The organism is Staphylococcus sp. EG-SA-2 (assembly GCF_017152085.1).
Genome location: NZ_JACYHC010000686.1, coordinates 1 through 14,046 on the forward strand (window position 1 = coordinate 1; position 14,046 = coordinate 14,046).

General features: G+C 32.9%; 13 protein-coding genes. All 13 read right to left on the reverse strand.

Annotation, left to right across the window (positions count from 1 at the left end):
- A partial coding sequence (locus IDG60_RS12400; RefSeq protein WP_206160753.1) for a VOC family protein occupies nt 1–215 on the reverse strand: 215 nt, incomplete at its 3' end.
- A gap of 290 nt (nt 216–505) precedes the next feature.
- Complete coding sequence (gene ileS / locus IDG60_RS12405; RefSeq protein WP_000384691.1) at nt 506–3,259, reverse strand: isoleucine--tRNA ligase; 2,754 nt, start codon at nt 3,257–3,259, stop codon at nt 506–508.
- Nucleotides 3,260–3,479: 220 nt separating this feature from the next.
- The gene (locus tag IDG60_RS12410; protein WP_000896114.1) at nt 3,480–4,097 is read right to left on the reverse strand and encodes a DivIVA domain-containing protein; all 618 of its coding nucleotides are present in this window, start codon (nt 4,095–4,097) and stop codon (nt 3,480–3,482) included.
- A 23-nt stretch (nt 4,098–4,120) separates the two neighbouring features.
- Nucleotides 4,121–4,900, reverse strand: a complete 780-nt coding sequence (locus IDG60_RS12415) for a YlmH family RNA-binding protein (RefSeq protein WP_000607104.1) — start codon at nt 4,898–4,900, stop codon at nt 4,121–4,123.
- A gap of 109 nt (nt 4,901–5,009) precedes the next feature.
- Complete coding sequence (locus IDG60_RS12420; RefSeq protein ID WP_000354114.1) at nt 5,010–5,300, reverse strand: YggT family protein; 291 nt, start codon at nt 5,298–5,300, stop codon at nt 5,010–5,012.
- A gap of 11 nt (nt 5,301–5,311) precedes the next feature.
- Nucleotides 5,312–5,875, reverse strand: a complete 564-nt coding sequence (locus IDG60_RS12425) for a cell division protein SepF (protein WP_000018608.1) — start codon at nt 5,873–5,875, stop codon at nt 5,312–5,314.
- Nucleotides 5,872–6,540, reverse strand: coding sequence for a YggS family pyridoxal phosphate-dependent enzyme (locus IDG60_RS12430; RefSeq protein WP_001548498.1), 669 nt, complete (start codon nt 6,538–6,540; stop codon nt 5,872–5,874). The genes IDG60_RS12425 and IDG60_RS12430 overlap by 4 nt, the downstream gene beginning before the upstream one ends.
- A 23-nt stretch (nt 6,541–6,563) precedes the next feature.
- Nucleotides 6,564–7,355 carry a peptidoglycan editing factor PgeF gene (pgeF, locus tag IDG60_RS12435; RefSeq protein WP_000999342.1) on the reverse strand — a complete coding sequence of 264 codons (792 nt, stop codon included), beginning with the start codon at nt 7,353–7,355 and terminating at the stop codon, nt 6,564–6,566.
- 259 nt (nt 7,356–7,614) lie between these two features.
- On the reverse strand, nt 7,615–8,787 hold the full coding sequence (gene ftsZ / locus IDG60_RS12440; RefSeq protein ID WP_000888997.1) for a cell division protein FtsZ: 1,173 nt from the start codon (nt 8,785–8,787) through the stop codon (nt 7,615–7,617).
- 32 nt (nt 8,788–8,819) lie between these two features.
- Nucleotides 8,820–10,232: a cell division protein FtsA gene (gene ftsA / locus IDG60_RS12445; RefSeq protein WP_000391031.1), complete on the reverse strand. Its 1,413-nt coding sequence runs from the start codon at nt 10,230–10,232 to the stop codon at nt 8,820–8,822.
- Between the two features lie 105 nt (nt 10,233–10,337).
- Nucleotides 10,338–11,657: a cell division protein FtsQ/DivIB gene (locus tag IDG60_RS12450; protein ID WP_000342182.1), complete on the reverse strand. Its 1,320-nt coding sequence runs from the start codon at nt 11,655–11,657 to the stop codon at nt 10,338–10,340.
- Nucleotides 11,658–11,672: 15 nt separating this feature from the next.
- Nucleotides 11,673–13,022 carry a UDP-N-acetylmuramoyl-L-alanine--D-glutamate ligase gene (gene murD / locus IDG60_RS12455; protein ID WP_000935991.1) on the reverse strand — a complete coding sequence of 450 codons (1,350 nt, stop codon included), beginning with the start codon at nt 13,020–13,022 and terminating at the stop codon, nt 11,673–11,675.
- Between the two features lies 1 nt (nt 13,023).
- Nucleotides 13,024–13,989 carry a phospho-N-acetylmuramoyl-pentapeptide-transferase gene (mraY, locus tag IDG60_RS12460; protein ID WP_000578458.1) on the reverse strand — a complete coding sequence of 322 codons (966 nt, stop codon included), beginning with the start codon at nt 13,987–13,989 and terminating at the stop codon, nt 13,024–13,026.
- Nucleotides 13,990–14,046: the final 57 nt, after the last annotated feature.

Consider the following 14,046-nt stretch of genomic DNA (forward strand, 5'->3'; position numbering starts at 1 on the left):
AGTCCCGCTTCGGACATTAAAGGTTCACGTCCATTTTGTAATTCAACAAGTGTAATGACATGATTATTTTGACCTACTTCATATTGTATCGATGTTAATGTCTCATTTATAATATTTAATCCTAATACGTCCTCATAAAATGGCTTTAATTCATTCTTATCTCTCACATTTAAAGTGATACCATTTACAAAGTTTGCGTTACTGTTATGATACATTCAATTAACTCCTATCAAATTCAATATCTGTGCTTACTTTTACTTAAAATTATCGCGAACATAATTGAGAATAGCAACTATAACGCATTTATAAGCTTCAGAGAATTTGTACCATTCCTGAATAATTTTTATTTTAGTAAATTACACATTTTTTAACACATATAACCAGTAACTTGGTCATTTTTTTATTCACAAAAAAACTCTCTTCATCATGTCAACAAAAACTACAACATGATTATGAAGAGAGCTTTAATTTATATCATCTGTATAAGTACTTTATACAATTTCAATTATACCAGTGATTTTACAACTTGTTGGCATCGTGGACATAGATGCGTCAATTCATCAACAGCACCAAGATCCTCTGAATAGTTCCAACATCTTTCACATTTTTCACCATCTGCATGTTCGATGACAATATCACCATGTTCATAAGCTGTTGCCTGATCATCTAACTTATCTACAACTTTAACTTGTGACACGATAAATAATTGATGTAATGCATCAAATGAAGTTAAGAATTCAGATGCATTAAATTTATCGTTACTAGCAATCGTAACTTTAGCTTCTAATGATTTACCAATAACTTTTTCATTACGAGCAGTTTCTAATGCACGGTTCACATCATCACGTAAATTCATAAATGTACGCCATTTATCCAATAAAGCTTGATCTACTTCTACAACTTTAGGCATGTCTGCTAAGTGAACACTTTCTTCTTTAACATGTGGTGTATGAGACCAAACTTCTTCAGCTGTATGCACTAAGATTGGTGCTAACAACTTCGTCATATCAACTAAAATTTGATATAACACTGTTTGCATACTACGACGGATATGAGAATCACGTTGTTCAATATATAAAATATCTTTACCGTAATCCAAATAGAAATTACTTAACTCAACATTGATAAAGTTTTGAACTTCTTGATAAATATTTAAGTAGTCAAAGTTTTCATAGTTGTTAATCGTACTTGCAGTAAATTCACGTAAACGATTTAGCAAGTAACGATCCACTTCTAATAACTCTGATTCAGGAATGCTATCTGTGTCAGGATTGAAATCGTTAATGTTACCTAACATAAATCTTAATGTATTTCTGATTTTACGATAAACATCAGATGTTTGTTTTAAAATTTCATCAGAAATTCTAACATCAGCTAAATAGTCCGTACTACTTACCCAAAGTCTCGCAATATCAGCACCTTTTTGTTTAACCACTTGGTCAGGTACAATCACATTACCTAAAGATTTACTCATTTTCTTACCTTCACCGTCCATAACAAAACCATGAGAAAGTAAGAATTTATAAGGTGATACTCCTCTTGTAGCAACTGAAGTTGTGATAGAAGAGTTGAACCAACCACGATATTGGTCACTACCTTCTAAATACATATCCGCTGGGAAACTTAATTCCGGTCTTGTTTCCAACACGCCACGGTGTGATGAACCAGAATCAAACCAAACGTCCATAATGTCTGTTTCTTTAGTAAATGTACCGTTAGGGCTGCCTGGATGTGTAAATCCTTCTGGTAGTAAGTCTTTCGCTTCTCTTTCAAACCAAATATTTGAACCGTGTTCTGCAAATAAATCAGCAACATGATTCACTGTTTCTTTCGTCATGATAATTTCGCCATTTTCAGCATAAAATACTGGTAACGGTACACCCCACACACGTTGACGAGAAATAACCCATTCGCCACGGTCACGAACCATATTGTAAATACGTGTTTTACCCCAATTTACTTTGAAGTTTGTATTTTCGATTGCATCTAAAATATCTTGTCTTACTTTACTGATTGAGGCAAACCATTGTGGTGTAGCACGGAAGATTACAGGTTTTTTTGTTCTCCAGTCGTGTGGATAGCTATGTGTAATAAAGTCTAATTTTAATAGTGCACCTTTTTCTGTTAATAAATCAGTAACGGCTTTATTAGCTTTATCATAGAACATCCCTTCAAATTGGCCGCCTTCTTCAGTAAATACACCTTTATCATCGATTGGACTAATTACTGGCAATTCATATTTTTGACCAACAATATAGTCATCTTCCCCGTGACCTGGTGCTGTATGTACACAACCTGTACCAGCATCTGTAGTAACATGATCACCATTAATCACTAACGATTCTCTGTCTAAGAATGGATGTTGTGCTACAACATACTCTAATTCTTTACCTGTGTATTCTTTTTCTAATTTGATTGATGCTTTATCCCAATCCAGTGCTTCTGCTACAGCGTCAGACAAGGCTTCTGCAATAATATATTTTTCGCCATTTACATTGTATTGACCATATTTTAATTCAGGATGAACGGTAATCGCAACATTTGATGGAATTGTCCATGGCGTTGTTGTCCAGATAATAAATTTAGCATCTGCATCAACGACACCTTTGTCATCTTTAACGTCAAATGCAACGTAAATTGATGCTGAACGTTTATCGTGATATTCAATTTCTGCTTCTGCTAATGAAGACTCACTTGAAGGAGACCAATAAACTGGCTTTTTACCTTTATAAATTAAACCTTTATCTGCCATTTCTCCAAAAATACGAATTTGTGCAGCTTCGTATTCAGGTTTTAATGTAATATATGGATCATTAAAGTCACCACGAACACCTAAACGTCTAAAATCTTTTTTCTGTAATTCAATTTGTTCTAAAGCAAATTCTTTACATTTCTCACGGAATTCAGCTGTTGACATTTTCTTTCGGTCAACACCTTTTTTCGTTAATGCTTGTTCAATTGGTAAACCATGTGTATCCCAACCTGGTACGTATGGTGCATAGAACCCTTGCATAGTTTTATAACGTACAATAAAGTCTTTTAAAATTTTGTTCAAGGCATGTCCCATATGTAAGTTACCATTCGCGTATGGTGGGCCATCATGTAAAATGAATGTTTCGTTACCTTTATTTTTTTCTAACGCTTTATGGTATTGATCTTCTGCATCCCATTTTTCTTGAATTTGCGGTTCCTTGTTTGGTAAACCACCTCGCATTGGGAAATCTGTTTTAGGCATTAATAACGTTTCTTTGTAATCCATTTTTTTCACTCCTTAAAAATTTAAAAAACTCTAAGTTAAATTAAAAGGGACGATTGCTCGCGGTACCACCCTTATTAACTCAACTTAGAGTTCTCTCATTACATTATTTAAATATTAAAAAGCCAGTGATATAACATACATGCTTTTACTAGGCTCTCACCATTACCTAATTCGCTGTGAAAAGTTAAATGTATATTACGCGTCTGTCTTTATTTAATTCTTACTTCTTAGTTGTTTCTGAATCATTGGATTGTTGATTATTGTCTGGTGTATTTGATGCATTATTTTGTGCATTTGCTGCAACTTCATCTGGCTTTAAATCATTTTCATGCAAATGATGAATATTTTCAAGCGTCACTTGTTCAGCGTCTAAATCATAATTCAACAAGTAATCCCAATCTTCGTTTTTTAATAAGTCTAATTGCGCTTCAACTAACATACGGAAACGCGATCTAAATACTTTTGATTGACGTTTCATATCTTCAGTCTGGAATGCTAAACGGCGTGCTTTTTCTACCGCGTCACCAACCATTTGATTAGCTTGCGCTTCTGCCTTAGCTATAATCGCTTCAGCTTGTTTTTCTGCAGCTTGCTTAGTTTCTTCACCAGCTTTTTGAGCTTGTATCAAAGCATCACTTACAGATTGATGCACGTCTTGATAAGACTTAATATTAGTATCTCTCTCTTCGATTACTTTTTCAAGTTGTTTTTTATCTTCTTTAAGACGTTCAATTTCAGTGCTTAGTTGCTCCAAAAAATTAGCAACTTCAGTAGGTTCTAAACCATTCTTTACACGTGAAAACTCTTTATTCTTAATTTCATTTGGTGTAAAAGCCATTTGTTATCCTCCTTAAATCATTACTATTTGAATAATGTTCTATAGGTAATGTGCGTTTTATCTTTTTTAGTTTTACCACCTAAGTCAGTAATGTGTGCTCTACCAAAACCTTGGATGGATATTAAATCATTTGCTTGTAATTGAAAATCTGCTGAATCAACAATAGTGTGATTCACTTTAACACGTTTTTTTTCAATTAGTTGTTTCGCAATCGTACGTGATTTACGTATCATTTCTTTAATAACAACATCTAACCTTAAAGAACTAACTGTTGCACTTTCATTTTTCCAATTCTCATTAGATTGTATCATATCTGTTACTGGAATAGTATAAAGTTTAACTGATGCGCCTTTAATACGTTGTAATTCTAACATAATAAATGATTCCAATCTACTTGTCAAAACAAATTGAATTCGTTCATTCACAATTATATCTCCAACTTGTTCGCGTTCGATACCTAAAGACATTAATGTCCCTAAAATATGTTGATGTTTTAAAGTGACGAATTTTTCAGGATACTCTATTTCCATTAAAGTTAATTCAAAGTCACTTTCTTTAGGTTCATAATAGTTCGGCGAAATGATTGCTCTTTTTCTTTCAGCATTAGGCCCGCCATAAAAAGAGACGTTTAAATCTTCATAACTGCCACAAATCACTTCCAATATATATTGCCCTCTTGGATCTAAAAAATGCGTTAATACTGGTGCATAATGTTGTTCCGCTTGATCACATTTATCCGTTAGCTGATCAATTAATTCGTATTCTTCCTGTCTAAAGTGTTGATAAATATCTATGTTAATCACTACCTTAAAAAAATTATAAAATACCATCTATTGCCCTTATATTCAGAAAAATACATATCAAAAACGAGGCTAAAGTATCATGTACCCTTGCCTCGTTATGTCGCTTAATTTATTGTAATTGAATTAAAATCCAATTAAAGATTTGGAGTAACCCTTTTTGGAATAATACTAAAACGATAATTGCAGCGATTGATGATATGTCGATAATTCCAATAGGTGGAATTACTTTTCTAAATGGTTGTAAGAAAGGTTCATATATTTTCGCTAAAAAATAACCTACCTTAGTTTCTCTAATACTTGGTACCCAAGATGTAAAGAAATATATAATCATGCCGAAATAATAAATTTCAACAACAAAAAGGATAAATTTAAATATTGTAGCTAGCACATTTATATCCATATGTTAACTCCTTAGTCGAATGAATGTTCCATATTTTCAATATGGTCTGTAATGCTTCCAGCTACTTCCACATTATCAGGCGTACATAAGAAAATATCAGTACCTACACGTTGGATATCTCCACCGATTGCATAAACAGTACCGCTTAAAAAATCAATAATTCTTTTCGCTGATACTTTATCAATACGTTGTAAATTGACAAGTGTCGCACGGCGGTTTTTAAGCTCATCAGCAATATCTTGTGTATCTGAAAAAACACGTGGTTCGAATAAACACATTTTTGAACTTTCTTGTGATGCATTGTTTGGTGTAGCATTGTTCATAGTTACAACATTACGTGAATTATTTTTTGAATAATTAGACATACGGTTATTCCTTTCTTCTGACGTTGTTGTATATCTTGATGCAGATTTTTGAGGGACTGATTTGATTGCGTTTTGTTTTGTTGTTTGTTGTGACTGCTCTTTTGCTGGCGCTTCATTGACCTGTTGTTGTTTGTCAGGTACTTCTACTTCCTCTTCATCATCTATTACAAAAAATCCACTAAATAAATCTTTTAAAGCCAAGTGGCTCACTCCTCTTCTCCTACAAGTTTAGTCCCAATTCTAACAAACGTCGCACCTTCTTCAACTGCAATAAGATAGTCATTACTCATTCCCATTGATAATTCATCACAAGGCGCATATTCTAAATTGAGTCGTTGTATTTCTTCTTTTTTCAAACGTAACTGTTTAAATAACGATCTAATATATGCTTCATCATCTGTCAATGGTGCCATCGTCATTAAACCTACAATTTCGATTTTGTCATATTTTTTAAGATCATCTATAAACTGATCAACATCTTCTAAAGCAATACCATGTTTAGAAGCTTCTCCCGAAACGTTCACTTGCAAGAAACATTTAATTTTATGTTCTGCACGTTTGTTAATTTCTTTGGCTAAGCTCAATCGATCTAAAGCATGGAAATAATCTACGTCGTTTATAACGTCCTTAACTTTTCGAGATTGTAATGATCCTATAAAATGAATCACCGCATCTGATGGTAATGCTTCTTTCTTTTGAAAAAAGCCTTCCAATCTATTCTCACCAAAATGTCTTATTCCAGCCTCATACGCTTCTTTAGCTCGCTCTATTGTAACATATTTTGTAACTGCAATCACGTTTGGTTTTGTTGAAAAATTATTTTTTTCACTTTTGTCATTAATTTGTGTTGAGATTTGTTGTAAATTATCTTTCACACGCAAACATATCTCCTCCTTGTTTACTGTTGACCAATGAATGCTAACATGCGTCCTGTTTGACCTTTTTCTAATCGATAAGAGAAAAATAATTCTAAATGTTCAGATGTAGCATACGCTGTCGTATAAATATTTTCTTTAGGAACACCATAATAATTTAATAATTCAGCATTGGCTTTTTTCAAATCAATACCATGACGATCTCGTCCTCTAGTTTCAATATAGTTGGCACTATCAATTGGCAATGTTTCAAATTTATTTTTAATATCATCATTAATTTCATAACTTGATGATGTAGATGGTCCAATAACGACATGTAAGTCTTTCAAATCAAAGTTCACATGTTTTAGCACTTCTTTTACAATTTCAGTATAGGTACCACGCCAACCTGCATGCGCCAATGCAATAAAATGATGTTTTGTACTATAAAAATATACTGGTACACAGTCTGCATAACACATCGTTAATAAGACATTACTATCATATGTGTACATCGCATCAATACCATGAAGCGCATCAGTTAAAGTGTCTATATTTGTGCCTATATCATCCTTTGTAATACAAGCGACTTTATTTTCATGTGTTTGGATGGGAAACACCCAATTTTTTCTATCAAACGCAATTTCTTCAGCTAATTGCAATTGATGTTGAGTAATATTATATGGGCGATCATCAATATATCTCGCCATATTAAAAGCATTTTTAGGATAGTCGCTTAAACCATCTCCTCTAGTTGTAATACCTAGAGTAATACCTTGTTGTAATAATTCTTCATATATTAAATGATGCGGTTGCTTTTTAAAATTATCATTCACTCGATCGTCACCATCATTTCATTTAAATTATCTTCGTCTAACTGTACAAAGTTAATAATTATATAATATAACATTTATGTTTAAAGTTAAAATGTTGCGCAAATAATTTTTGACTTAATTTTGACACGATACTTAAACACTTTTAATGACTTCGAAAAACTTAAATGTCCTTCTACATGTTCTAAAAATTAGTAAAAAAATCATCAGATATGTTATCTGATGATTTGTGTTGAATTATTTGTGTATATATATTAACCGATTAACGTCTTGTTCTTCTTGAACGTCTTTCTTCTCTATTTCTAATGAAGCTTGGAATATCATCTTCTTTAGTTGTATGCGTTCTTTCACTTACACTATCAGTTGCTTGTGCATTTGATGAATTTGAAGTGAATGATTCATCTTTAGAAGTTGCATTGCTAGAAGTATTTACGCTTGTTCCGAATCCAGTGCTACCAGATTTACGACCATGTGATGTTGGTTTGTCATCAAAACCAGTTGCAATAACTGTTACAACAATCTCATCTTGTAATTCAGGATTAATAACTGTACCGAAAATCATATTAACGTCTTCATCTGCAGCATCTTGGACAATATCAGCAGCCTCTTGTGCTTCAAATAATGACAATGACTCGCCACCAGTAATATTCATAAGCACACCTTGTGCACCAACGATAGATGTTTCAAGTAATGGAGAAGAGATTGCTTTTTTAGCAGCTTCTACCGCTCTATTTTCACCAGAAGAAACACCAATACCCATTAATGCAGAACCTTGGTTAGACATAATTGTCTTAACGTCTGCAAAGTCTAAGTTTACTTCACCAGAAACAGCGATTAAGTCTGAGATACCTTGTACACCTTGGCGTAACACGTTATCAGCTTCTTTAAATGCTTCCATCATTGGCGTAGATTTGTCAACGATATCTAATAAACGGTCATTTGGTATAACGATTAATGTATCTACTGCAGCTTTCATAGCTTCTACTCCAGCAGCAGCTTGAGTTTGACGTTTACGTCCTTCAAAACTAAATGGACGAGTTACAACACCAACAGTTAATGCGCCCATTTCTTTTGCAATTTTAGCAACGACTGGTGCTGCACCAGTACCAGTTCCGCCACCCATACCAGAAGTAACAAATACCATGTCTGCACCTTGGATTGCATCTTCAATTTGTTCACGAGATTCCTCTGCAGCTTTTTTACCGATTTCAGGGTTAGCTCCTGCTCCTAAACCACGTGTTAATTTTTCACCGATTTGGATTTTAGATTCAGCTTTAGATAAGTTTAAAGCTTGACCGTCTGTGTTGATAGCGATAAATTCAACATTATTCATTCCGTGGTCAATCATTCGGTTTACGGCGTTGTTACCGCCACCACCTACACCAATGACCTTTAAAGTCGCTAAATGATTAAATCCTTGTTCAAATTCTAACATTTAAATTTCCTCCTAGTTTTATTGGCCAATAATCATTCAAATAGAGATTTCATTAGTTTTTTGAATTTACTTTCTTCTTTATCTTTATCTTTGTCTTGAACATGTTCATGATTCTGTTTATGTTCCTGATGATTATCTTCTGATTGATAAATTTCTTCATCTGTTGACTCTACTTCATTTTCATGAGTATCTTTTTTGTTTGTTTTACGTTTAAACCAATCAAATCCGCCTAATTTAGATTCGTTATCTTTGTCTTTCACATCAATAACATCTTCTTCAGTTTCTTCATTATCATGATAATTAATTGTAACATAATCTAATAACTCATCAAAAGCGATACTACTAGAAATTGTAGAAATTGCTGAAGAAAATTCAGGTTTTCTAATTCCCATTTGTGATGGCGTGTGAATTCTAACTTTTTCACTTACCATATCTGATAATAATTCTTTTACGCCAAGTAAGTTTGCAGATCCACCAGTTACAATAAACCCACCATTTACTTTTGTTAATCCTAAATCTTGTAAAACATCAAATACTTCGAAGAATATTTCTTCTACACGCGCTTCAATAAAGTCACTCAAATCTTTTTGAGTATACTGTACTGTTTCATCACTATCAACCTGTTCAACAGTGAAGATATCTTGATCTGAAGCAGAATCATAGAATGCATGACCATATTGGTGTTTAACTTTTTCAGCAGTTTCATAAGAAGTGTTTAATCCTTGTGCAATATCGTCTGTAATATCACGCCCTGCCATTTCGATAGAATCAGCATCTACTAATTCACCGCGTTCATAAAAAGCAACTTGCGTAACGTCTTCACCAATATCAATGACACATGCACCTAACTCTTTTTCAGTAGCTGTTAGGATTGAACCATAGTTATATGCATCAGAGTAAACATCTAATACATCAACACCACATGCTTCTACGCATTTAATCATATTAATTAAAATCGATTTTTGAATAGCAATTACGCCTGCTTCAACCTTTAATGAATGTCTGGCAATTAATTCTTTAGGGTCTGAAACCTCATTTTCTTTATCGACTATAAAACGAATCGGGAACACATTAATTACTTCTGTTTCTTGCACATCATTTTTTTCTCTAATACCTTCTAATACTTTTTCGATATGTGAACCGTTGATTTCTGTATCCTCATAAAAGTCGATTTCATTTGATTCATCATAAACTTCCGTTCCAATGATAGGTAATTTCAGGAAAACTTCTTTAATATCAACACCCGAAGCGATTGATGCCTTTTTAATTGTGTCTTTGATTGCTTGTCGCGCAATATCAAAATCATCAATTAAACCATTTTTTATACCGCTCGTGTAGGTTTGTCCTGTACCTATCACATTTATACCATTGTGAAATTTCTCGCCTACTATTGTTTTTACGCTTGATGATCCAATATCAATACTTACGTAGTAATGTTCTTCCATAGATAGGCACCTCCTGACAAATTACTATTAAAAAAATACACTATCCTTAGTTTACAATACGTTGAATGGCTTGTGAACTATAAACATAGACAATATCAAAATTTTTTAATTATTCTTACTTGATTGTTTGTTAATTTTGTTTAAAACGCTTTGTAATTCTTCTTTTGCTTGATTTTCCTCTTGAGATGATTTAGTCACATTTTTATCGCTTTCTGATTGACTAGACGTGTTTCCACGGTATGGGATAAATGAAGCACCGACTGATAAATCAATATAGCCTCGTGTTTTTAGTTTACCCGAACTATCCCTTGATAATGATTGTGACATCTGCGGATAATATTTCATTTTCTTAGATATCGTCGAAATATCACCGATTACTTGAAGTCCATCTGTCGTAAACAATTCAATTCTGCTTTGTTTGTTTTTACTTGGGGCGTATGTCACTTCGGCAATATATCGTCTAACTTCAGGTGTCATTTCAGATAACGCCTTAATCATATCATCTTCTTTTGTACCTTTGAAACCATCCATGACAGGTGCATCATTAATTTTGACATCATTTGAACCTTTAAGCAATTTACCATTTTCTAATAAAGGTAAATATTTACCTTTATATTTCACTAAAGCAATAATTTCATTTTCTGTGATATCTACGTTTAATGTGTTTGGTAATTGCTTGTGTATCTCAACACTTTTGATTAATGGATCCTCTTCGAGATCATTAATAGCATTTTTTTTACTAAACGTATACATCCTCGAATCATTTTTAACACCTAAAACTTTGTTTATCTTTGAAGTACTAACGTGATTATTTCCATTTATATTTACATGCGCAATTTTACTAAGTGGTGAAAACATGTAAATTAATATAACAGCAATCAACAATACTAATATTGTAATAACACTGTATTGGATTCGTTTTTGTCGCTTACGTCTTAACTTCCGCTTTTCTTCAAGTGTTAATGGCTTTAATTGTGTTACTTTACTTTTTCGTTCTTTTTTCGTTACTGTTTCCTCATCATTCGAGTCGCTATTTTGTTCTTTAGGAGCTGATTGAGGTTGTTCGTTGCCGACTGCAATTCCATTCGATTCATTTTGGTCGTCAATTTCTTGATTATATCTATAATCCTCATTTTCAATATTAGAGTCTGTAGAATCATCGATATTATTATCATTCGCATGACTAGAAGCAGAACCATTATTTTCATCATTGCTTTCTTCTTTTTTGAAGTCTTTATTTATCAAGTAAATTTCTTCATCAAAATCAGCTTGTTGAGATGTATCATCTTTATTTTGATTAGAAAAATGTGTAGCCTTTGACCTTTTTCTTTGCCGTCTTTTCTTAGATGTATTCCTCGTAAATAATTCTAATTCATCTTTATCTTCATTTGATTCTTGTTGATCGTTCTTCGTTTTATCATCCATCAATACTCACACCCTTTAATAAGATGGTAAATGGGCACGGAATCTTTCAATAAATTTCTCTCCACGCTCTTCAAAAGTACTATATTGATCCCAACTCGCACAAGCAGGTGACAATAATACAACATCATTTGGTTCTATAATATCTTGTACTTTATCAACAGCGTCTTCGACATTGTTCGCTTCAATGACCGATTTCCCTTGACTATTACCTAGTTTAGCAAACTTAGCTTTCGTTTGTCCGAATACAACCATCGCGCGAACATTTTCCATATAAGGAATGAGTTCGTCAAATTCATTCCCTCGATCCAAACCACCACATAACCAAATGATTGGTTGATTAAATGAATTTAAGGCAAACTGTGTTGCTAGCGTGTTTGTTGCTTTGGAATCATTATAATATTTATTAGTTCTATTAGTACCAACATATTGCAATCTATGCTCTATTCCTGAAAATGTAGTTAAACTATCAATAATTGCTTTAATAGGTACACCAGCTAAAATACAAGCAAGCACAGCTGCTAATATATTTTCTAAATTATGTTCACCAGGCAATACTAGATCTTCAGTGTTAATAATACGAACACCTTTATAAACGATAAAACCATCTTTAATATAAATACCATCAACTTCTTGTTGAGTTGAGAAATACAATGTCTTAGCTTTTAATTCTTCCGACTCTATCACTTGTCTTTGATGATAATTACAAATCAAATAATCTTCTTCCGTTTGATTTTTATATATTTGCTTTTTAGCATTTTGATAGTTTTCTAAATTTTCATGGTAATCTAGATGCGCCGAATAAATGTTAGTAATTATAGCAATGTGTGGTTTATACTTTTCAATTCCAAGTAACTGGAATGACGACAACTCTGTAACTAAATAATCTGTAGGCTTTACTTCTTGTGCTACTTTAGATGCAACATAACCAATATTGCCGGATAATCTTCCAGTTAAGCGACTTTTTTTAAACATATCTCCAATTAGAGAAGTAACTGTCGTTTTACCATTTGTACCCGTTACAGCTATGATTGGTGCTTCAGAGATTAGATAACTTAACTCAACTTCTGTTAAAATTTTCAAACCTCGTTTCACTGCTTCATCAATAATAGATACTGTATAAGGTATTCCAGGATTTTTAACAATTATTGGATTATTATCAAGCAATGTTAATGGATGACTTCCACTTACAACAGAAATACCCATAGATTCTAAATCTTTTGCATGAGCATCTTGCGATAAGTCTTTCCCATCATTGACAGTCACATTCGCACCTAATTTACTTAATAATTTAGCTGCTTCATAACCACTTTTTGCCAAACCGACGACTAATACATTTTTATTTTCTAACCCTGTATAATTAAGCATCTTAATGCACTCCAATCCATAAACCGATTAAACCTGAAATCAGACCAACAGCCCAAAATACTGTAACTACTTTCCATTCGCTCCATCCTATCAATTCAAAATGATGATGAATCGGACTCATTTTAAATATACGCTTTCCAGTCAATTTAAAGCTAGCGACTTGTAACATAACAGATAATGTTTCAATTACGAATACTAAACCTATAAAAATTAATGATAATTCCTGATTAAGCATGATTGAAATCGTAGCAAATATACCACCTAAAGCTAAGCTACCTGTATCTCCCATAAACACTTTAGCAGGGTTAATGTTATATGGTAAAAATCCTAAAAGTGCAAACAACATAATGATACAGAAAATACCAATTGCCGTTTCTCCTAACACAAAGCTCATGATGGCATACATTGTAAATCCGATAATTGACAGTCCAGTTGCTAATCCATCTAAACCATCTGTTAAATTTACCGCATTAGAAAAACCTACTTGCCAAAAAACAATGAAAATAACATATGCAAATGATAGTGGGATTGCTACATTCGTAAATGGAATATGTATGCTCGTAGAAAAATTCACCAAATGAAACACATTACTTAAAACAAAGAAAATAATCGCAATACCAATTTGCGCCAAAAACTTCTGTTTACTTGTTAAACCTTGGTTATTCTTTTTAACAACAATAATATAATCATCTATAAAACCAATTAACCCAAAACCAATCGTCACAAATAATAACAGTATGATTGGATTAGCTTGATCTACAAATATAATAGCCACCAAAGACGTTATCACAATACTTAATAGAAATGTTAGTCCACCCATCGTTGGTGTACCAGTCTTCTTCATATGGCTTTGTGGACCTTCTTCTCGAATACTTTGACCAAATTTCATCCTTTTTAATGTAGGTATTAAAACAGGTACCAAAACAAATGTAATCACTAGCGCTAATAACGCATATACAAAAATCATAACTATCTCCTCTTCTTAATCCAGACTTTTTTAACCACTAATATATTATCAATTTTT

Excerpts from the sequence above, each read along its gene's own strand:
- ileS (WP_000384691.1), bottom strand. The coding sequence starts at position 3,259 with ATGGATTACAAAGAAACGTTATTAATGCCTAAAACAGATTTCCCAATG.
- IDG60_RS12410 (WP_000896114.1), bottom strand. The coding sequence starts at position 4,097 with ATGGCTTTTACACCAAATGAAATTAAGAATAAAGAGTTTTCACGTGTA.
- IDG60_RS12420 (WP_000354114.1), bottom strand. The coding sequence starts at position 5,300 with ATGGATATAAATGTGCTAGCTACAATATTTAAATTTATCCTTTTTGTT.
- ftsZ (WP_000888997.1), bottom strand. The coding sequence starts at position 8,787 with ATGTTAGAATTTGAACAAGGATTTAATCATTTAGCGACTTTAAAGGTC.
- ftsA (WP_000391031.1), bottom strand. The coding sequence starts at position 10,232 with ATGGAAGAACATTACTACGTAAGTATTGATATTGGATCATCAAGCGTA.
- IDG60_RS12450 (WP_000342182.1), bottom strand. The coding sequence starts at position 11,657 with ATGGATGATAAAACGAAGAACGATCAACAAGAATCAAATGAAGATAAA.
- murD (WP_000935991.1), bottom strand. The coding sequence starts at position 13,022 with ATGCTTAATTATACAGGGTTAGAAAATAAAAATGTATTAGTCGTCGGT.
- mraY (WP_000578458.1), bottom strand. The coding sequence starts at position 13,989 with ATGATTTTTGTATATGCGTTATTAGCGCTAGTGATTACATTTGTTTTG.